The 21,246-nt window shown below is 45.0% G+C and carries 20 protein-coding genes; 10 read left to right on the top strand and 10 right to left on the bottom strand.

Annotated features, from left to right (window positions below; genetic code table 11):
- Nucleotides 1-9 precede the first annotated feature (9 nt).
- The 4 genes from QZX97_RS16175 to QZX97_RS16160 form a co-directional block, all read right to left on the bottom strand.
- The gene (locus QZX97_RS16175; RefSeq protein ID WP_295650956.1) at nt 10-711 is read right to left on the bottom strand and encodes a head GIN domain-containing protein; all 702 of its coding nucleotides are present in this window, start codon (nt 709-711) and stop codon (nt 10-12) included.
- 172 nt (nt 712-883) lie between these two features.
- A complete protein-coding gene (locus QZX97_RS16170; RefSeq protein WP_295650959.1) occupies nt 884-2,548 on the bottom strand; it encodes a M1 family metallopeptidase in 1,665 nt (554 codons plus the stop codon).
- Between the two features lie 44 nt (nt 2,549-2,592).
- Nucleotides 2,593-3,246 carry a hypothetical protein gene (locus QZX97_RS16165; protein WP_295650961.1) on the bottom strand — a complete coding sequence of 218 codons (654 nt, stop codon included), beginning with the start codon at nt 3,244-3,246 and terminating at the stop codon, nt 2,593-2,595.
- A gap of 48 nt (nt 3,247-3,294) precedes the next feature.
- Nucleotides 3,295-5,190 carry a CocE/NonD family hydrolase gene (locus tag QZX97_RS16160; protein WP_295650964.1) on the bottom strand — a complete coding sequence of 632 codons (1,896 nt, stop codon included), beginning with the start codon at nt 5,188-5,190 and terminating at the stop codon, nt 3,295-3,297.
- Nucleotides 5,191-5,357: 167 nt separating this feature from the next.
- Here QZX97_RS16160 and lpdA point away from each other — a divergent pair, with 167 nt between their 5' ends.
- The gene (lpdA, locus tag QZX97_RS16155) at nt 5,358-6,761 is read left to right on the top strand and encodes a dihydrolipoyl dehydrogenase (RefSeq protein ID WP_295650966.1); all 1,404 of its coding nucleotides are present in this window, start codon (nt 5,358-5,360) and stop codon (nt 6,759-6,761) included.
- 85 nt (nt 6,762-6,846) lie between these two features.
- Nucleotides 6,847-7,287: a sterol desaturase family protein gene (locus QZX97_RS16150; protein WP_295650969.1), complete on the top strand. Its 441-nt coding sequence runs from the start codon at nt 6,847-6,849 to the stop codon at nt 7,285-7,287.
- 38 nt (nt 7,288-7,325) lie between these two features.
- Here QZX97_RS16150 and QZX97_RS16145 read toward each other — a convergent pair whose 3' ends face one another.
- Nucleotides 7,326-7,520 (bottom strand): DUF433 domain-containing protein, encoded by a 195-nt coding sequence (locus QZX97_RS16145; RefSeq protein WP_295650972.1) that lies wholly within the window; start codon nt 7,518-7,520, stop codon nt 7,326-7,328.
- 45 nt (nt 7,521-7,565) lie between these two features.
- Here QZX97_RS16145 and QZX97_RS16140 point away from each other — a divergent pair, with 45 nt between their 5' ends.
- From QZX97_RS16140 to QZX97_RS16125, 4 genes are all read left to right on the top strand, one after another.
- On the top strand, nt 7,566-8,399 hold the full coding sequence (locus QZX97_RS16140) for a hypothetical protein (RefSeq protein WP_295650975.1): 834 nt from the start codon (nt 7,566-7,568) through the stop codon (nt 8,397-8,399).
- A 60-nt stretch (nt 8,400-8,459) separates the two neighbouring features.
- A complete protein-coding gene (locus QZX97_RS16135; protein ID WP_295651017.1) occupies nt 8,460-10,160 on the top strand; it encodes a glycosyltransferase family 39 protein in 1,701 nt (566 codons plus the stop codon).
- A 17-nt stretch (nt 10,161-10,177) separates the two neighbouring features.
- Nucleotides 10,178-11,191: a UDP-N-acetylmuramate dehydrogenase gene (gene murB, locus QZX97_RS16130; RefSeq protein ID WP_295650977.1), complete on the top strand. Its 1,014-nt coding sequence runs from the start codon at nt 10,178-10,180 to the stop codon at nt 11,189-11,191.
- A 239-nt stretch (nt 11,192-11,430) separates the two neighbouring features.
- The gene (locus QZX97_RS16125; RefSeq protein WP_295650979.1) at nt 11,431-11,970 is read left to right on the top strand and encodes a sigma-70 family RNA polymerase sigma factor; all 540 of its coding nucleotides are present in this window, start codon (nt 11,431-11,433) and stop codon (nt 11,968-11,970) included.
- Nucleotides 11,971-12,021: 51 nt separating this feature from the next.
- Here QZX97_RS16125 and QZX97_RS19145 read toward each other — a convergent pair whose 3' ends face one another.
- The 4 genes from QZX97_RS19145 to crtI form a co-directional block, all read right to left on the bottom strand.
- Entirely contained in the window at nt 12,022-14,277 is a 2,256-nt protein-coding gene (locus QZX97_RS19145) for an amino acid adenylation domain-containing protein (RefSeq protein ID WP_363152763.1), read from the bottom strand.
- Nucleotides 14,278-14,286: 9 nt separating this feature from the next.
- Nucleotides 14,287-14,655, bottom strand: a complete 369-nt coding sequence (locus QZX97_RS19140; protein ID WP_363152724.1) for an AMP-binding protein — start codon at nt 14,653-14,655, stop codon at nt 14,287-14,289.
- A 269-nt stretch (nt 14,656-14,924) separates the two neighbouring features.
- Nucleotides 14,925-16,553, bottom strand: coding sequence for an amidase (locus tag QZX97_RS16110; RefSeq protein WP_295650980.1), 1,629 nt, complete (start codon nt 16,551-16,553; stop codon nt 14,925-14,927).
- Between the two features lie 68 nt (nt 16,554-16,621).
- Nucleotides 16,622-18,109 carry a phytoene desaturase family protein gene (gene crtI / locus QZX97_RS16105; protein WP_295650983.1) on the bottom strand — a complete coding sequence of 496 codons (1,488 nt, stop codon included), beginning with the start codon at nt 18,107-18,109 and terminating at the stop codon, nt 16,622-16,624.
- Nucleotides 18,110-18,212: 103 nt separating this feature from the next.
- Here crtI and QZX97_RS16100 point away from each other — a divergent pair, with 103 nt between their 5' ends.
- The 4 genes from QZX97_RS16100 to QZX97_RS16085 are packed head-to-tail and all read left to right on the top strand — an operon-like array spanning nt 18,213 to nt 20,542.
- On the top strand, nt 18,213-19,046 hold the full coding sequence (locus QZX97_RS16100; RefSeq protein ID WP_295650986.1) for a phytoene/squalene synthase family protein: 834 nt from the start codon (nt 18,213-18,215) through the stop codon (nt 19,044-19,046).
- Nucleotides 19,043-19,585: a hypothetical protein gene (locus QZX97_RS16095; protein WP_295650989.1), complete on the top strand. Its 543-nt coding sequence runs from the start codon at nt 19,043-19,045 to the stop codon at nt 19,583-19,585. Before QZX97_RS16100 ends, QZX97_RS16095 begins: the two co-directional genes overlap by 4 nt.
- Nucleotides 19,582-20,262 (top strand): lycopene cyclase domain-containing protein, encoded by a 681-nt coding sequence (locus QZX97_RS16090; protein ID WP_295650992.1) that lies wholly within the window; start codon nt 19,582-19,584, stop codon nt 20,260-20,262. Before QZX97_RS16095 ends, QZX97_RS16090 begins: the two co-directional genes overlap by 4 nt.
- Nucleotides 20,263-20,305: 43 nt before the next feature.
- Nucleotides 20,306-20,542 (top strand): cytochrome b5 domain-containing protein, encoded by a 237-nt coding sequence (locus QZX97_RS16085; protein WP_295650995.1) that lies wholly within the window; start codon nt 20,306-20,308, stop codon nt 20,540-20,542.
- Nucleotides 20,543-20,997: 455 nt separating this feature from the next.
- On the opposite strand, the gene QZX97_RS16080 is transcribed toward QZX97_RS16085, so the two are convergent.
- Nucleotides 20,998-21,246: hypothetical protein (locus QZX97_RS16080; protein WP_295664802.1), on the bottom strand; the 249-nt coding region annotated here is incomplete at its 5' end.

The raw sequence follows: 21,246 nt of genomic DNA, 5'->3' as shown, positions 1-21,246 counted from the left end.
AATTAACTCCTAACCCCTGTGTACACTGCCCGATCCATGCTTTGATATGGATACCTGTGTAGCGCTTCCGGTATATTTGATATCGCCAGAACCTGAAACCGAAGCATCGATTTTTTGGCTGGCATTAACCGAAGCATCGCCCGAACCGGATACATGTATGGCGGTGTTGATGGTAACCAAGTCTCTCGCGGTATAATCGCCTGAACCCGAAATGTTGATGGTACAATCATCGGCTTTACCCGAAAGCTTCATATCGCCCGAGCCGGAAATATGGCTTTCGAGGGTTTTAACATCCAGCTTACCGGTAACATCGCCCGAGCCGGATACGCGCAGTTTTAATGATGGTGAGCTTATACCGTCTTTAAAAAATACATCGCCCGAGCCGGATACCCCAATTGCGTTCACCTCTTTAATGGTTACATACACCATTTCTTTTTTATGGCCGCCCCAGCTCCAGTTCCAATCGTCTTTTCTGTTGTAAATTTTCAATACGCCGTTTTGCACCTCGGTAACAATATGTTCCATTTCATCTTCGGGGGCAACTACTTTTACCGATTCCGTTGATCCTTGTGTTACATATACATCGTAAGAACCGCCCACGCTGATGGCATTAAAGCCGGTCAGGTGCCTGTCTTCTGTTTTTTGTGCGAACGCGTTGCTCATGCCGAGAACCAGCATAGCGGCAAATAAAGTCGTGGTCAGTGATTTCATGATCTTGTTGGTTTTTATGATGAGACGCATGTTGTATCAAAAAAGTTGCAGCAAAATGAAAAAAACTTTCAGGTCATCCCGAACTTGGTTCGGGATCTCATATGCTAAGAAACTAAGCGACCTATCGCATTCTACCCTTCCGTTGAGGTGCTGAAACAAGTTCAGCATGACTTTAGTCGATAAGCACCCCGATATAATAATCAAAGGTATCCACCTCCAGGTTGTCCTTCGTAACTCCCGGCAAGTCCACCGCCGCGAAACGCGTTTTCGGCGATATAAAGATATACTCGCCACCTTTTGCCCTTACTTTTACCGGCATGGTAAAGCCGCCAACATCGGCCACCCAGCGGCACATTACGCGGTTGTTCTCAAAGCGAAACTCCAGCGTTGGGATGTTTTTATAGCGCAGATATTGGTCGAAAATAGTGGTCAGGTTGATGCCCGATTCTTTATTGATATAGTCGACTATTTGTTCGGTCGTTACCGTTTGGTGATAAAAGGTTTTGTTGAGCCCGCGCAGTATGCCGCGCCATTTTTCGTCATCGTTGATGACGGTGCGTATGGCATTGAGCATATTTCCGCTTTTGTAATACATATCGCCCGAACCTTCTTTATTTACGCCATAAGTGCCGATAATAGGCTCATCATTGGCAATGGCGCGGCGGGTGCCGTGCACATATTCCTGCCCTGCTTGTTTGCCGTAATACATTTCGGTAAACAGCGATTCGGAATAATTGGTAAAGCCTTCGTGCATCCACATATCGGCAATGTCTTTATCGGTAATACTGTTGCCAAACCATTCGTGCCCGCTTTCATGTACCACAATAAAGTCCCATTTTATGCCCCAGCCTGTCCCCGAAAGGTCGCGACCTAAATAGCCGTTCTGGTATTTATTGCCATAAGCCACAGCGCTTTGATGCTCCATGCCCAAATGCGGTGTTTCCACTAATTTATAACCATCCTCGTACCAGGGGTACGGGCCAAACCAATATTCAAAAGCTTTGAGCATGGGTTTTACATTTTCGCCAAATTGCTTGGTCGCTTTCGCGACGTGTTCCGGCAAAACCCAATAATCTAAGGTCAACTTACCTTTTTCGCCATCGTAGCTATCGCTGATGTGCCGGTAATCGCCAATATTGGCAGCCACATCATAATTATTGATGGGATTGGCCACAAACCAATCGAAACGGGTATAGCCGTCGGGCAGCTCGGTGGTTTTGCGCAGGCGGCCGTTGGATACATCCTTTAAACCTTTTGGTACACTGATGCTGATCATCATGCTGTCCACCTCATCGGCCAGTTGGTCCTTGTTAGGCCACCAGATACTGGCGCCTATACCCTCGCAGGCAGTAACCACCCAGGGTTTGCCCAAGCTATCGGCCGAGAACACAAAGCCGCCGTCCCATGGCGCGCGTTTGGCAATAGTCGGGTTACCCGAATAGTAAACGGTAAAAGCGTCCTTTGTACCTTTGGCGATGGGCTTCGGAAAGGTAATGAACACCGCGTTAAACTCGCGTTTATAAGGTAGTTCCTTGCCTTTATACAACACCTTTTCGATGGCCAGGTTATTAAACAGGTCGAACTGCAGGGTGCTAAAATCCTGCACAGCGGTAAATTTGAACAGGTTGCTGCCGCTGATGAATTTCTTATCAATATCCACCTTCACATCCAAATGGTAATAATTGATGTCGTAACAGGTACGCAATGGCGACGTAGTGCTGCCCCGCAGGGTATCTGCCCGGGTAAAGGTGGGCTTGGGGGTGACGAGTTGGGCACTAGCTGAAAAAATGCTAAAGCCGAGGCCAAGCGCAAAGGTTATAATGTGAGGTAGTTTCATTTAATTGTTGATTATTTTCTGAGAACAATGGTAATTTCCGTAAGCTATTTTTTTAATCGTGCCAACACTTTTTCTAAGCCTTCATCGTGATAAATAAATCGATAACCAATTTTACGCCACTTTTTTGTACTAACATTATACTTGAACTGGTAAATATTTGTACCCCAATTTGGAGATGCAATTGAAATTAAAACATGTTTTTCCGGCTTCATTAGCCATGGGAAAAAAGGCATATTTTCACTTAGATATTTATCCTTTTTAAACCCGTGTTCGCCTTGTATAAAGTACCAGTATTCCGGACCAACATCCATCGGAATATTATGCTTAATGGCAAAGTCTTCCTTGCCGTCAAAATTCAAATCGGCAACAACGATATCACCATAGTCTTCTTCCGATACCTCTGCTTTCATGTTTCGCCCTGTAATGAACGAACGGTCATTTGTGCTTTCGCTGAAAGTTTTATAAAAAGTGTATCCGTCGGAAGTAAATTGAAGTCGCTGAAATAACCTTTTATCACTTTTATTATAAATCTCGATGATGATATTAGAACTTATTGTAAAGCCTTCATTATCTTTTTTATCTATCCTTATAATCTTATAATCAAATTTCTTTGACAGTGCAGTATGAAAACAAGTCTGCCCATACGCCCCACCAAACAAAAGCATGAATAAACCAATAATTAAATATTTGCTATTCATGCTTTTTGTCAAATCGGTGAAATCAAATCAAAATCGGTGAAATCCCAACTATTGCAATACCATCACCTTCACACCCGATGGCGCCATGGTATCGTGGTATATCTTAATGGTCTCTTTCTGGAAATCCGAATCTTTGGCTTTGTAAATATCCATAAACTTTTGCGGGTTACGGTCGCCCAGCGGGAACCAGGAGCTTTGCACCTGCACCATTATTTTATGACCCTTTTTAAAGGTATGGCCAACATCGGGCATGGTATATTTTACCTGGGTAACCTTGCCCGGCACAAATGGCTCAGGATGCTCAAACGAGTTGCGGTATTTGCCACGGAAGATATCGCCGCGCACCAGCATTTCGTAACCGCTCATGGTAACACCTTTGGGGTTTGGTATCGGGTTAGGGTAATCATCCGGGAACACATCGATAAGCTTCACCACATAATCGGCATCGGTACTGCTGATGGCCGTAAACAGGTTAGCCATTACCGGACCTGTCAAGGTGATGTCTTCGGTCAAGGCATCCGTTTGGTAGGTCTTTACATCGGGCCTGCGGGCGGCAAAGCGCTGGTCGTCTATCATGTACTCGCGGGTGCGGCGCTCTTGTATGCCGTCCTGGTAAGGCACGGGCGAGGCCGGGTCGCTCACATACTCGTCGAAACTATTAACAACCTTTGGCGCGCTGAACGATAGTTTGCCATTTGGTTGGAAATACAAGGTTTTCTCCACAGTATTTTTTGGCGGCCAGGTATCAAATTTATGCCATTGGTTTTCGCCGGTAATAAATATGGTGGCTTCGGGCAAGGTCATGTCGCCTTTGTCTTTCAGGTAATAGTTAAAGAAAGGCAATTCCACATTCTCACGGAACCAGGCGCTGGTTTTTTGCCCAAAATCCTGGTCGCCAAAAGTATCACCATCGCCGCGTTCCCAACCGCCGTGGAACCATGGGCCCAACACGATCATGTTTTTAACGGTTTGCGGGTTTTGTTTTTCGATGGCTTTGTATACGGCCTGCGCGCCAAAAGCATCTTCGGCATCAAAAAATCCGCCAACGGTCATTACAGCAGGCTTAATATTGGTCAAATGTGGACGGATATTCATCGCTTTCCAAAAACCATCGTAATCGGGGTGGTTCATCATATTGTCCCAAAACTTTACCGAGTCGCCTAAGTATTTCTTTTTGAAATTTGGCAACGCACCCATTTCTAAGTAAAATTTATAGTTATCGTGTTGGGTGTATTTGATCTGGTTCTTAATCTGGTCGGGCGTAACAGGTTTAGGGCGGGGCACACCAAATCCCGTAAGGAAAGCAAAGGCGTCCATCTCAAAAAACACACCGTTGTGGTGAAAATCATCACCTATGAACCAATCGGTAACGGGTGCCTGCGGCGAAACGGCTTTTAAAGCCGGGTGCGCGTTCGGCAGCGAAGCGGTGGAGTAAAAACCGGGATATGATATACCCTCAATGCCCACCTTGCCGTTGTTATTCGGCAGGTTTTTTACCAGCCAGTCAATGGTATCATAGGTATCGGTGCTTTCGTCGGTGGTGGTGGCATTATATTTACCGTCAATCTGCGGGCGCACATCGGTAAAATTGCCTTCGCTCATGTAACGGCCGCGTACGTCCTCGTACACAAAAATAAAACCCTCTTTGGCCAGCAACATGTTTTGACCGAGGGCACCTTTATAAACATCGGCACCGTAAGGGCCAACGTTGTAGGGTGTACGGGTCATCATGATGGGGTACTTTTTGCTTTGGTCTTTCGGCAAATAAATGGTGCAGAACAGGCGTTTACCATCGCGCATGGCAATGTATTGTTCCATTTTGGTGTAATTGGCCTTGATGTAGGCCGCATCGTCGACAGCTTGTTGGGTTAAAGGGCCGCCGCGCTGGGCGTAACCGGCGGCAATACACAGCGCCAGGCTTAGAGCGAGTAAGGTTTTTTTCATGATATGAGGATACAGTTAAAAAGCTAATTTAAACAAAGCACTCAATAGTGGGTAATGCTTTATCAAAAATGATAAAATAATTGAAACGCTTGTACAAAGTAGGACGCTATATATTTCATTACCCTATTCATAATCATTAACTTTGCCCGCCTTAAAATATATATGTTATGCAATTTGATGTTATTGTTATCGGATCAGGCCCCGGCGGTTATGTAGCCGCTATACGTTGTGCCCAGTTAGGTTTAAAAACCGCTTGTATCGAAAAATATTCAACCTTTGGCGGCACCTGCCTCAATGTGGGCTGTATCCCATCCAAAGCCCTATTAGACTCGAGCGAGCATTACTACAATGCCGGCCATACCTTCGAAACACATGGCATCAAGCTAAAAGATTTGAAGGTAGACATGCCCCAAATGATAAAACGCAAAAACGAGGTGGTGCAAAAAAACACCGCAGGTATATCGTTCCTGTTTAAAAAGAACAAGGTCACATCCTACCAGGGCATGGGTTCGTTTGTGGATAAGAACACCATCAAAATAACCAAAGCAGATGGCACTACCGAAACCATTACCGGTACCAACGTCATCATCGCCACAGGTTCAAAACCATCGAAACTGCCGTTTTTACCTGTCGATAAAAAACGCATCATCACCAGTACTGAGGCTTTAACGCTGACCGAAGTGCCCAAACATATGATACTGATCGGCGGCGGTGTGATCGGCTTGGAGCTTGGCTCGGTTTACGCGCGTTTAGGTGCCAAAATATCGGTCATCGAGTTTATGGATGGCATCATCCCCACCATGGATAAGGGTTTGGGCAAGGAGCTGCAAAAAGTGCTCACCAAATTGGGTATGGAGTTTTACCTGGGCCATAAGGTAACCGGTGCAAGCGTAAAAGCCAAAGAGGTAACTGTATCTTTCGATAGCCCTAAAGGCGAAAAAATGGAACTGAAAGGCGACTATTGTTTAGTTGCTGTTGGCCGTGTGGCTTATACCGATGGTTTAGGTTTAGAGAACATAGGCATTACTGTTGAAGAACGAGGCAAAAAAATCACCGTGAACGATCACATGGAAACATCTGTTAAAGGTGTTTATGCCATTGGTGATGTGGTGCGCGGCGCTATGCTGGCCCACAAAGCCGAAGACGAAGGTACTATGGTTGCCGAACTGATAGCCGGGCAAAAACCGCACATTAATTATAACCTCATCCCCGGTGTGGTGTACACCTGGCCTGAGGTAGCATCAGTAGGCCAAACCGAAGAGCAATTAAAAGAAAAAGGCATTAAATATAAAACAGGTTCGTTCCCGTTCCGTGCGAGCGGCAGGGCGGTTGCCAGCGGAGATATGGACGGCTTTGTTAAAGTATTGGCGGATGCCACTACCGACGAGATATTAGGTGTACACATGATAGGCCCCCGTGCTGCCGACATGATAGCCGAAGCCGTGGTAGCTATGGAATACCGCGCCAGTGCCGAAGACATCAGCCGTATGAGCCACGCCCACCCGACCTATACTGAAGCGATGCGCGAAGCTTGTTTGGCTGCGACGGATAATCGTCCTATTCATATATAAGCCCCCTCTAAATCTCCCCCTGAAGGGGGAGACTTTTGAAAAGCCCATTCTTTAGTTTAAAGAATGGGCTTTATATTTACAGGATATGCAAGCGCTCATTAATACAAGCATCATTGTTCTTACCCTTGTTGGGATGGAGACTATTTCCTGGGCGATGCACAAGTATTTGTTTCATGGCCCGTTGTGGTTCATTCACAAGACCCATCATCAAGAAAAACACACTTGGTTTGAACTGAATGACTTGTTCAGCTTTGCTTTCGCGGTATTTGCTTTATGGCTGATGTGGAAAGGGCACCTTACCTTGAACTATTACTTTTGGATAGGTGCCGGTATTAGTCTGTACGGCATCATCTATTTTGTTTTTCATGATTGGTTTATACATAACCGATTCAAATCGTTTAAAACTACTAACCGTTATTTGCTGGGTATCCGCAGGGCGCATAAAATACACCATAAATCGATGGAGAAGGAGCCGGCGGAGGAGTTTGGGCTGCTGGTGGCAGATAAGAAGTGGTTTAAGAAATAGTTAACACGCCATTCCTGTAAAAATCAGAAAGGCTTCGACTAATTGGCATAAGCCAGGCACGCATAAATATGCTCGTCCTGAAGTTGTGGAAAATCTTCTAATATCTGCTGATGCGACATCCCGGATGCCAGCCATTGCAGTACATCATAAACAGAGATACGTGTGCCTATAATAACCGGCTTGCCAAACCGTATCTCCGGATTAATTTCGATGTATTTGCTATAGTCTATCATTTGTGACACAATCAAAAGTACAAATTATTATATTTGTTTACTACCATGAATCAAATCGCACTCATCGTCCATACTTGCGACAGGTACCAACTGCTGTACAAGGGCTTTGAGTATTTCTTTAAAAAATATTTCCCTTACGGAGAGCTGCCCGTCAGCTATTATTTTTTAACAGAGGAAGTCGACTACCCGTCCCCCATCTTCACCAATATTAAAACAGGCAAAGGCGAATGGAGCGACAGGTTGTTGAGCGGCTTGGAACAAATACCCGAAGAATATGTCATCTATTTTCAGGAAGATATGTGGCTTACCAAACCGGTCGATGGCGATACTATAAAGCAGGTTCTCGAATTTGCCTTAAAAGAGCAAACCGACCTGTTCAAACTTTCGAGTAACAGCGTTTACAAAACCAACCCGGCAGGCAAATATATAAACGGCCTGGCGGTAACACTGTTGGATAACGTCCGTAGCAAATACTTGATGTCGCACCAGGTTACGGTATGGAATAAATTGTTTTTGATGGGCCAGCTGAGGTTTAGAGAACACCCCTGGCGCAACGAACGTAAAGGCACCGAAAGGCTCAAAGTACTGAACCCCGAAATTTATCATATTGACCTGTTTACCGAAAATGAGCACCAGCCCATTAATAATAACAATAGTAACGCGCAGGTGGGCCATTATTATACCGTATCACAAAACGCGCAGTTAAATGGCCATGCCCATTCCTACATCAGCACCATGCGGCTGGATACCGACCCTGTCATTCGCGAATATGCCGAAAAATTGGACCATCATATAAAAAACGGGTTTACCCACGATGGGCTGATGCCGCCTCGAAAAGAAGATATTTTTAAAAAAATAAAAAAGTTGTTTAAAAAATGAGCCGGGAGTATATTGGTTATTTCCCCTATTTTTGGGCTCAATAAAAATTCTATTCTTTTGGTGCAGATCAATACGGTTTCGGGCTATCAATATATTACTTCGGCTAAAAACCGGCCGTTTTTGGTAGCGCTGATATTGGGTATCATCATCAATATTGCCGGCATAACTACCGATTTTTTTACGAACGACCCCGCGCTATATGGTTTGATAGCCCGTAATATGGTGCAGAGCCATAACTATATCGACCTGGTGTACCGCGGTAAAGACTGGCTCGACAAACCCCATTTCCCTTTCTGGGTCGTCGCGTTAAGCTTTAAACTGTTTGGGGCAAATACCATTGCTTATAAGTTGCCGGGGGTACTGTTTTACTTTATTTCGGTGAGGTACACCTACCTGCTGGCCAAAAAGTTTTATAGCGTAGAGACCGCATTCATAGCGGCGCTTATATTATTGACGGCGCAACACGCCATCATGTCGAACACGGATGTGCGGGCCGAGCCTTATATTATGGGTTTGCTGATGGGCGGCGTTTATTATTTTGTATGCCTCAAAGAAAAATTCAGCATTTGGCAGTTGATTATTGGTTCACTGTTCACAGCCTGCGCTGTGATGACCAAAGGTATTTACCTGCTCATTCCCGTAGGTTTCGCCATTATTGGCGATTATATTTTTAAGCGCGACTTCAAAGGTTTATTTCAATGGCGCTGGCTTCTCGTCATGGTGCTTGTGGCGATATTTACCTTACCCGAAATTTACACCTTATATGTACAGTTCGACCTGCATCCCGAAAAGGTGGTATTCGGGCATACCCATGTTTCGGGTATACGCTGGTTTTTATGGGACAGCCAGTTTGGGCGCTTTAATAATACAGGCTATATCAGCCGGCCCGAACACGATTATTTTTTCTTTCTGCATACACTACTGTGGGCATTCGCGCCCTGGGCATTTTTGCTTTACGCGGCTATATTTTTGAACATCCGTAAAATATTCCAACGCATTGCCCAACCGGAGTATATCGCGCTATGCGGTGCATTGCCTATGTTGGTTATATTTTCCATATCGCAGTTCCAACTGCCGTTTTATACCAATATTTTGTTCCCTTTTTTCGCGATGATAACGGCAACGTTTGTTGCAAACGTAGTCAAAGACAATCGAAACTTATATTTCAAAATAGTTCAGTTTGCTGTTAGCCCCTTATTTATTATTCTTGCTTTGGGCGTAGCTTTTGTTTTCAATTACCCTCTTAACCATAATTATTTCCTGTTTTTTAACGGGGTAGTTTGGGCTGCTGTATGGTATTGTCTCAGAAGCACTACTATTACAAAAGGCTTGTTCTTATTTTCAGGTTTGTCAGCCATTTTGGTGAATACTGTTTTAATATGTAATGTATACCCCGGCCTCCTCCAATACCGCGGCGAAGTACAAGCACCCAAATACATCAATCAATATATCCCCTCTAGTAAGCGGGTAATAGCGGCCTTTGATGTGCCCGATAGCTTTGAGTTTTATACCAAACGCCCCGTCGAGTTTATGAAATTGGATTCGGTGATGGCAGAACGTACCAAAAACAAGGTGGTATTGATAGAGGATACCTTGATGAAGCATATCCAAAAGGAACACATCCAATACGTCCTACTTCAAAAGTTTGATAACTTCCCCCAAGAGGTGATTAACCGCCAGTTTCTAAATGAGGACGAGCGCTACAAAACTTTGAATCATTATTACCTCATCCAAATAGATAACCCCTACGGCAACCGCTAATTTATTATCTTTAAACCGTGCTGCAGATCGAACAAAACATATCGCTCAAAAACTTTAACACTTTTGGTATTGATGTTTCGGCGAGGTATTTTGTGGAAATCAACCGCGAGGATGAATTAACAGAACTATTCGCTAATCCAAAATGGAAAGCAACAGAGCGTTTGGTTTTGGGCGGGGGCAGTAATTTACTGTTGACCAAAGATTTTAACGGGTTGGTTATCCGGATGAATATTCGGGGGATTGAACACCGGATTAATGGCAATGAAGCTTTTGTTAAGGCCGGGGCGGGCGAGGTGTGGAACGATTTGGTAAACTATTGTGTAGACCACCAATTTGCAGGGGTCGAGAATTTGAGTTTAATTCCCGGTTCGGTTGGGGCTTCGCCTATACAAAACATCGGCGCTTATGGCGTGGAGTTAAAAGATGTGTTTTATAGTTGCCGCGCTTTCGAAATAGCCACCGGGGCCTTTAAAACCTTTACCAAAGCCGATTGCCGGTTTGGCTATCGTGAAAGCATATTTAAGCAACAAAAAGGACAATACATTATTGTAAGCGTTAAGTTCATTCTGTCGTTAACGCCAAATATCAATACCCGTTATGGCGCTATTGAGCAGGAACTGACTAATCGCGGCATTACCCGGCCAAGCATTAAAGATATCTCACAGGTAGTATCGCATATCCGTGTATCTAAATTGCCCGACCCATCCACCATTGGCAACGCGGGCAGTTTTTTTAAAAATCCGGTAATTACTGCCGAAGCCTTTAAACCTATCGTAATTAAATATCCAAATATCGTAAACTTTTCGGCGGGTGAAGGGTTTGTTAAACTGGCAGCCGGATGGTTGATAGAACAATGCGGTTGGAAAGGTAAAGTAGTGGGCCATACCGGTACCTGGAAAAACCAGGCTTTGGTACTGGTCAATCATGGCGGAGCTACCGGAGGCGAAGTGTATGAACTTTCGTCGCAAATCATAGACAGTGTGTACAGTAAATTTGGCGTTATGCTGGAGCGCGAAGTAAATATTTTATAGCTATCCCATCGCGCTGAATATAAATCATCGAAAAAAAGCCTAATTCCGAGGAGTATTTTTTCTTAATATTTGTTTATAATCTAAGATTAAACTACTCATTATTAGTTTATTATAAACAAATTGGTGTTATCGAGGTTTTTTTTCGTGTGTTTCAAAACCAACTATCTGTATTCTGTCTGCCTAATGTCATCAAAAGTGGTTGAGTGTTTGTTTAATACTTAACTCAAAACTTTAACATTATGACTAAGATCGAATTTAACACCATGGTATTAAGGCAGGCAGGTTCATTGAGGTCATACGCGCTGCACTTTACTCGCGACGCAGATGATGCCAACGACTTGGTGCAGGATACCATACTAAAGGCTATCACTTATTACAATAAGTTTAAAGAAGGCACTAATTTAAAAGGATGGTTATATACCATCATGAAGAATACTTTCATTAACAATTATCGCCGTTTTGTTAAAATGAGCACTTTTGTTACCAAGAGTGACGAGATATCATCACCCAACCTGGTATACAGCTCAACAAAAAACCAAGGTGAAACAAAGTTTGTTATGGACGACATCAAAAGGGCGATGGACAAACTTCCGGCGGATTATTGTGTTCCATTCAACATGTATTTTGAAGGGCATAAATACCACGAAATAGCCGACCATTTGGATATACCGATAGGGACGGTAAAAACCCGCATCCACGTAGCCCGTAAGCTGTTAAAGAAAAGCTTGAAACCGTACGATAACGGCGTTAAAAAAGCGGCGTACGCCGAAGAAGACTAAAATCAATCCAACATATATTACTTAAAAATGGCCCGTTATTACGGGCCATTTTTATAATACCGCTACCGGTATATTTTGATAACCTGCTGCGGACTCATAAACCAATCCTTTATTGCACTCATCCAGTGTTTGTTGTAGTAAGCGCGCAAATTTTTTGTTCCATGGCGGTTCAAATATGCTCATATGTTCGCCATCAATATCCAGAACTTTAACGGAACGGGCGTAAGGTATCCACCCCAAATTGACAAAATCGTCGATGAAAAATGATCGTTTTGCGGCTCTGAATACATAAACTGTACCATCGTAGGGTTTTAGTCGGTACTTGGAAACAGCCTTGTGATGTATTTCGGCCACTTTGTCAATAAATTCCAGGTCCAGATCCAGCTTGTCTTCTTTCATTACCTCTTTGCCGGCCAACTCATTAATGTAGGCTTTTAAAGTGTTTATTTTAAAACGCACGGTCCTTTTTGGCTCAGAAGTCAGTAAATAAAAGCCGAACAAAAACTTTCGGCCCCTGGTATAAATGCGATGAAGCGTTTTGTAAAGCCCCGGCTCCAGTTGATAGTTATCAATAACGTAACCCTCGCACATGGCAAGCATGGTTACTGTTTTGCCCTTCGTCCTAAGCTGTTGCGCCATTTCGAACGCAATGATACCGCCAAATGAGTACCCAGCCAGCGAATACGGCCCGTGGGGATTGTGCGCTATAACCTCGGATACGTAGGAAGCTGCGATGTCTTTGATGTTGTCCAGAGGCTCTACGTATCCGTCTATCCCGATGGCCTGCAAACAAAAAACAGGTTGGTCGGTGTCCAATTGGTACGCAAAATTCATAAATTTAAACGCTGTCGACCCATTTCCATGGACAATATACAGGGGTACTTTTGTCCCTTCGGGCTTAATAGCTACCAACGATTTAACAGGCTCTTTTTTGTCGTTTTCCAAAAAGGCTGCAATTTTTTCAACAGTAGGGTATTCAAAAAAATTGGCGAAGCGTATGCGCTTACCTGTCTCGTTTTTAATTCGGGTAATCACTTGTACCGCAGTTAGCGAGTGCCCTCCCAGATCAAAAAAGGTATCGTTAATGCCAATATTCTCCACTTTTAGGCATTGCGACCATATATCAGCAATCATTTTTTCGAGCTTGGTACGCGGCGCTACATAGCTGCTCAACGTCGTATCGATATTGATTTCGGGGTTAGGCAGCGCATTACGGTCAATTTTACCGTTCGATGTTAAGGGCAGTGCATCTAGCAATACAAAATCGTTAGGCACCATAAATATGGGAAGCGAGTTTTTTAGTGCGGCTTTCCAACCCTGTATTTCAGTGGCCGCGGTTTCGGTTTTTGATGATGTCTGTACGACGTATGCTACCAGCCTAAGGTCGCCCGCCCGGTTTTTTAGCGACAGTACTACCGCTTCTTTTATGTTTTTTTGCTGGCTCAGTATAAACTCAATTTCGCTCAGCTCTATACGGTAACCACGTATTTTTACCTGGCTGTCTATCCGGCCAAAGCACTGTATGTCCCCGTCCGGCAGTACTTTACCCAAATCGCCCGTGCGGTACATCCTGTCGCCCGCATTTCCCGAAAAAGGATCGGCCACAAAGCGCTCAGCCGTCAGATCTGGCTTTTTAAAATACCCCCTTGCCACACCTTCGCCTGCAATATATATTTCGCCGGTTTCCCCTTCGGGTACCTGTTGGCCATCATCTCCAACAATATAAATCAAGGTATTGTCTACGGGTTTACCTATCGTAATCAATTCGTCCGTCGCCTTGATCTGCTTGCCTGTCGAAAAAATCGTGGTCTCGGTAGGGCCATACATATTGTATAGAGCTGTGCACCGGGAGGTTAACTTTATGGCAAGGTCTTTTGGCAAAGGTTCGCCGGTACAAACTACTTTCATGTCCAACAACCCATCCCAGCCGGCTTCAAGCATGATTTTAAAGGTTACCGGGGTGGCTTGTATAAAAGTAATGTGTTCGTTTTTGATGATGTCGAGCAAAGCGCTGCCGTCTTTCGTGGTTGCCGAATCGGTAAGCACCAGTTCAGCCCCGGTTATTAGCGGCAAAAACAACTCGGCGATTGAAATATCGAACGAGATGGTGGTAATCGCCAAAAGTTTATCCTTTTTTGCGAGCCCCGGCAATTTTTGTACGCTCAGCAATAGGTTATATAGGCTATGGTGCTCTATCTGTACCCCTTTAGGCACACCCGTAGAACCCGAAGTATAAAGTATATAAGCCAGGTTACTGGGTTCGGCTTTGATTTCAGGATTCTGTTTTGAATAATTATTTAAAACAATCCATGCTTCTTAGAGCAATATTTCGGTAGCCTTTGTATGATACAGGCCCTTGTATTTTGTGGACACCACCAAAAACCTGGCTTCCGAATCCGCTAACATATATTCGACTCGCTTTTGCGGATATTCCGGATCAAGCGGTACATATGCTGCACCTGCTTTCAAAATGGCCAACATTACAATCAGCATTTCGGGCGAGCGGTCGATAGCTATCCCAACCTTGTCTTCCACCCCGACGCCCATCTCCATCAAAAAGCCTGCAAATTGATTCACTTTCAGGTTGATCTGGTCGTACGTAAGCCGATGCCCATGATAACTTACAGCTATGTCGGTCGCATGTTTTTTTGCTTGCTGTTCAAATAATGTAATTATTTGGTTCATGTAGATTTTTTATACGCCAATGGTGCACTTATCCAATATATGCGAAAATACGAAAAAAAACAAGCCTCGTTTTAGCTCAAGATGATTTTGCCCTTCAATCTTTATACGCAATAATGCACTTTTTTGTTTAAAGGATTGAAAAAATGGGCGCTGGTATTAATCCAATAAACCTGGGAGTTAATAATTATATTAATAGTTATTAAACTGTTTCTTTAAGAAAGAAAAAACTAACGTTTTCGTCATGATTGTTTCGCAGATATGACGTGTTTTTAAGGCATGATCGTCTCTATAAACCGGGGCGAAACCCTTTTTTTACTTGCCTGTTCATAGGCGTAAGCCATTTTGATCAATTCGCCTTCGGTATACGCACTTCCCATAAACGAGAAACCTATCGGCAACCCGTGTACCGTTCCCATCGGCACTGTTATATGCGGGTAGGCGGCCATGGCCGCCGGCGATGAAAACGAAAAACCGGTATCATAATCGCCATTGGCCAAATCGATGCAGCAAGCCAGCCCGTTGGTAGCGCCGCCAATGGCATCCAGTTTGTTATCGGCAATTATCTTATTGATGATGGCGCGTGTACCTTCGTTCGATTTTTTTAACGAATCAAGATATTCTTTGCTGTTCAGATCGCCCTTGGTAAGAGCCAGCTCCAAAGTTTCCTGCCGAAAGTAGGGCATAGCGGTTTTAATATTGTCCTTGTTGTATTTTACCACATCGGCCAGGGTTTTCATGTTACTGTTGGCTTTAGCCAGATAATTGTTTACGCCGTCCTTAAACTCGTATATCAATACATTAAACTCATCCTTCCCCAAGTCTTTCATAGGGGTAAGCACATCCACTTCCACTACGGTAGCGCCTTTGCTTTTTAATACTTCTATCGCGATTTTCAGCACATCCACAATGTCGTCATTGCCTTTCAAAAATGATTTTTCGATGCCGATGCGTTTACCCTTCAGCCCGTCGGCATCTAAAAATGCAGTATAGTCGGGGTGGCTTTTGCCTTTGCTTGCAGCCGTATAGCTATCATCAGGGTCTACCCCCGCAAGGGCACTCAATAGTATAGCGGCATCAGTAACGGTTCGCGCCATTGGCCCGGCGGTATCCTGCGTTTTTGAGATGGGTATGATGCCCGAGCGACTCAATAACCCCACGGTCGGCTTAATGCCCACCAGGCCATTTACCGACGACGGCGAAACCACCGAGCCGTCCGTTTCGGTACCAATGCCTACGGTGCAGAAATTGGCTGCGACTGCCGAACCTGTGCCCGAACTGGAGCCACTTGGGTTACGGTCCAACACGTAAGGCATGCGGGTTTGCCCGCCCCGGCTGCTCCAGGCGCTGGTTGAGCGCGACGAGCGGAAATTAGCCCATTCGCTTAAATTGGTTTTGCCTAAAATAACCGCCCCTGCTGCACGCAATTGCTTAACGATGAAGGCATCCTGCGCGGCATGATTGCCCAAAAGGGCGGCGGCGCCGGCCGTGGTCATCATCTTATCGCCGGTATTGATATTATCTTTTATTAAAACAGGTATGCCATGTAATGGACCACGCAATTTACCGCTTTTACGTTCTTTGTCCATAGCATCGGCTATGCTCAAAGCATCTGGGTTCAACTCGATAACCGCGTTCAGTTTAGGTCCTTTTTTATCGAGTTCATCCATACGTTTTAGGTATAGTTCGCAAATAGAACGCGATGTGTATGTGCCGCTTTTCATTTTATCCTGCAAAGCGGCAATAGTGGTCTCGTTTAACTCAAATTTATCATCACCGTCTTCCTTTTCACCATCATCGTCGTCTTTTTCTTTTGATTTAGGGCTGCATGCTGCGGCTAACACTGCCGGTAGGGCAAGTCCGGCTATCGAACCGGTTTTGAGGAAGTTTCTTCTTAGCATAGGTACAAGTTATGTTTTAGTGTGTTCTTTTGTTAAATGTATGTATTCGAAAGCATTAAAGCAATTGCTCATCTTTTTTTGTCCAATATTTTCATTGCTTCTTTAGCGGCCACCTGCCCCGAAATAATGGCCGGCGGTACACCCGGCCCCGGCACAGTGAGCTGTCCGGTATACAGCATGTTTTTCACTTTTTTTGCGCGCATAGCCGGTTTAAAAAACGCAGTTTGGCTTAGCGTATTGGCCAGGCCATAAGCGTTCCCTTTAAACGAATTATAGTCAGCTGTAAAATCGTTGAGGGCGTAGCTGCGTTTCACCACAATGTTATTGCGTATGCTTTGTCCGGTTATTTTTTCGAACCGGGTCAACATCAGCTCGAAATATTTTTCGCGTGTCTCTTCGTTATCTTCCAAACCGGGCGCTATCGGCATCAAAAAGAACAGGTTTTCGCAACCCTCCGGCGCAACGGAGGGGTCGGTAACCGAAGTACAGGAAACATAGAACAGCGGCTTGTCCGGCCATTGCGGGTCGGTATAAATATGGTGCGCGTGCTGTTCCAGGTCCTCGTCAAAAAACAGGCTGTGATGCAGTATGCCTTTCACTTTTTTGTTCACACCGATATAATATAGCAAGCTCGACGGCGATAGAGTGCGGCTGTCCCAATGTTTTTCATCGTAATTGCGGTACTGTTTTTCAAGCAGTGTCTGATCTACATGCCTGTAATCGGCACCTGCAATTACAAAATCGGCGGTATAGCGGCCATTGTTGGTATCTATGGTTGTTGCACTCCCTTTATCCACGTTTATTTTGGTTACCGCAGTGTTTAGCTTTATATCTACGCCAAGTTCGGTAGCTGTGCTTACCATGGCCTTTACAATTTGGTGCATACCGCCCATGGGGTACCAGGTGCCTAAAACCAGGTCGGCATAGTTCATCAGGCTGTACATGGCCGGCGTGTTTTGTGGCGTGGCACCCAAAAACAATACCGGGAACTCCAACAGCTTTATCAGTTTTGGATGACTGAAAAATTTGCGCACATGCCTGCGCATGCTGCTCAGCATTTGTATGCGCAGGCTTTGTCGGATGAGTTTTATATCGATAAATTCGGTAATGGAGTGCGACGGGCGGAATACGTAATCACACATGGCTACCTCGTATTTATATTTTGCCTGTATCAAAAATTGCTCTAAAGCCGCGCTGCTGCCCGGTTCCATTTCTTCAAATAGCTCGTCAAGTTTTTCCCGGTCGGCCGGGATGTCCATTTTGTCGGCTTCATCATAATAAATGCGGTAAGCCGGGTCCAGACGCTCCAGTTGGTAATATTCCGACACTTTTTTCCCAAACAATGCGAAATAGTTCTCAAAAACATCGGGCATCCAATACCAGCTTGGTCCCATATCAAAGGTAAAGCCATCTTTTTGCCAGATACGGGCCCTGCCGCCGGGTTGGTCGTTTTTCTCGAGTATGGTTACTTTATGCCCGGCTTGGGCCAGCACCGAGGCTGCCGACAATCCGGCAAAACCGGCACCGATAACGATTATGTGTTTAGGGTTGTCCATATATTTTCTTCATGCCAAAGTAAACAAATTGCCGGTGCTAATTACACGTTAAGGGTTGCTGACTTATTTTATTACATTTGAACAACTGTTCCCTCTACCTAACATGGATCTGTATAACAAAACCTGCTTTGCGTGCAGTAAAATCATCACCAATGAATACAGCACCTCGTTTAGCGCAGGCATCCGCGCTTTTCATCCGCGCTTTCATAACGCCATTTATGCCATTTACGGCTTTGTACGCTATGCCGACGAAATTGTAGACACTTTTCACGGTTTTGATAAAGCCTCCCTAATCGCCGACTTCAGCAAGGAAGCTTTTGCGGCCATCAACAACGGCGTTAGCCTCAACCCGGTATTACAATCCTTTCAAATCGTGGTAAACCGATACAATATCGATCATGGGTTGATATATGCTTTTCTCCATTCCATGGAGATGGACCTTGATAATGCCAGCTATTGCGATGAACGCTTTAAAGAGTACATCTACGGCTCGGCCGAAGTGGTGGGCCTCATGTGCCTCCGCGTGTTTTGCGATGGCGATGAAGCCCTTTACCAACAGCTGTTGCCCATGGCACGCAGCCTTGGTTCGGCCTTTCAAAAAATCAACTTTTTGCGCGACATCAGTGCCGATTATAATGACCTTGGCCGCACCTATTTCCCCGGCGTAAACTTTAAGCAATTCACCGAAACCGACAAGCTACGCATCGAGGCCGACATCAAAATCGATTTCGACAATGCCCTCGCAGGCATTAAACAATTGCCCAAAGGCACACGCCTTGGTGTTTATATAGCCTATATTTACTATCTTCAACTTTTTAAAAAAATCAGGCGCACGTCCGCGGCAACCATAATGCAAAAACGGATCCGCGTTTCTGATACGCAAAAAATGGCACTGTACATAAAGGCCGTTTTAAAGCAAAAGTTGAATAGGTTATGATACGCTTTTCGATATTAGGTTTCCTGATGTTATGCTGTGGTTCGATGGCCCGTGCAGCCGACCCGCAACCCGAACTCAAACCATTGCGGCAAAAAATGCTTCTGGCCGCCAACAACAAAAAAACCGCAGACTCGCTGTACAACGCCCTCGACAAGCTACCGGCCAAATCGCCCGTCATCATAGCCTATATTGCCACCCTGGATGCCTTGAAGGCCAAACAAACCTGGAATCCTTACAGCAAAATAATATACCTCAACCAGTCGCAAAGTTTGCTGCTTACGGCCGTGGCCGATGACCCCCAAAATATCGAAATTCGCTTTTTGAGGTTTTCTATTCAGCACAATGTGCCCGGCTTTTTGGGTTATGGCAAAAACCTTGCAGAAGACCGCGAAGAAATCATTACCCAGCTCGACAGAAAGAATTATAACCTCGCCGAAAAGGATTTGATCCGCACTATCATTGCCTTTTTGCTTAACTCTAAACGCTGCAGCCCGCCCGAAGGTACCAGACTGCACCAATACCTAACCGACCTGAAATGAGCTATACCTACCTTCTCATCAACATAGCAACCATCTTGTTCCCGCTGGCCTTATCGTTCGATAAAAAAGTAGCCTTTTACAAAAGCTGGAAATTCATTTGGCCCGGTATGGCCATCACCGCCATGTTCTTCTTGGTTTGGGACATACTCTTTACCATCCAAGGCGTATGGAGCTTTAACGATAAGTATATCATCGGCATCAAACTCTTCCAACTACCGCTCGAAGAAATCCTCTTTTTCATTACCGTGCCCTTTGCCTGTATCTTTATCTATGCTTGCATCACCCGCTACATTAAATGGCGGCCGGGCGTTATGCTTACCGATATCGCCGTTAATGCTATCATTGTGTACGCCCTGCTCAATTGCTGTTTTAACTACCACAAACTGTATACCCTGGTTAGCTTTTTACTGGCCGGCGCTTTGCTTATTCTGATACGCTATGTATACAAGCTACACTGGCTCAATCGCTTTTTTATGGCCTATGTGGTTACATTAATACCTTTTTACGTCATTAATGGCTACCTCACGTCAATACCGGTGGTTATTTACAATAACGCCCAAAACCTGGGCAGCCGGGTGGGCAGCATCCCCATTGAAGACCATTTTTATCTGATGGCGCTCCTGCTCATGAACATCGGCTTTTTCGAATACTTTAAAAAACGTTCATTGGTTCAATAGTGTCTGTCAGGTTATCCCGATAGTTTGTTATGTTTGCTTAGCTATGGCCGATTTACCTACTTATACCAAAAACCAACTCGCCCTACGCAACGGGCAAGACAAGCCCGAAATATGGGTAGCGCTCCACGGCCTTATCTACAATGTAACCGACAGCCGCCTGTGGCGCAACGGTAAACACTATGAGCACTGGGCCGGGCAAGACCTTACCGACGAACTAAAAGACGCCCCCCATACCGAAGCCGTATTCGAAAAATTTACCCCCATCGGCCGCTTGGGTTGATATCAACGTGTAATATTTCTTCCAACCATATGGGTAAATATGGGTGTTAAAAAACGTTTATTCTCTAACGCCCCGCGCCGCGCGCCATGCGCTTTGCGAACCACATGGGTATTTATGGGTGTTAAAAAAAGTTTATTCTCTAACGCCATGCGCCACGCTCTCTGCGCTTTGCGAGACATATGGGTGTTTCAAAAAACCATCCACCACCACGTCATTGCGAGGAGGTACGACGAAGCAACCTCTGCGTGCCAGTCACACGCGCCAGGTAACCCGCCAACCAAATAACCCCAAGACAGGACTAATGAACTAATGAACAATTGAACTAATGAACCATCTGTCCCCACCAAACAGGTAACCAAGCGACAGGTAACCCGCCAACCAAATAACCCCGCGACAGGACCAATGAACTAATGAACCAATGAACTAATGAACCATTGAACCAATGACCCAATAACTCACAACTTCCACCCAAAATAATACTTCTCCGTCTTTGCACGGCTCAAATTTCGCTGCTGCTCCAGGCGGTAACCAATAGGCTCGTTAAATTTATTAGAGTTTACATTGACTGGCTTATTTTGCCCGGCTACCGGTTTATCATAAGGCCCCGGCGCAGCTTTAGGAGCCTCGGCCACCGCGCTCTTAACAGCTTCAACCGGTTTAGCCGTTTCAGCCGCCGTGGCATTTGCGATGGCAGCCCGAACACC

Origin of the sequence: uncultured Mucilaginibacter sp. (assembly GCF_903893715.1) — a bacterium.
Taxonomy (GTDB): Bacteria; Bacteroidota; Bacteroidia; order Sphingobacteriales; family Sphingobacteriaceae; genus Mucilaginibacter.
The sequence above is the reverse complement of the archived record's forward strand: the minus strand, read 5'-3'. Positions and strand labels throughout refer to the sequence as shown.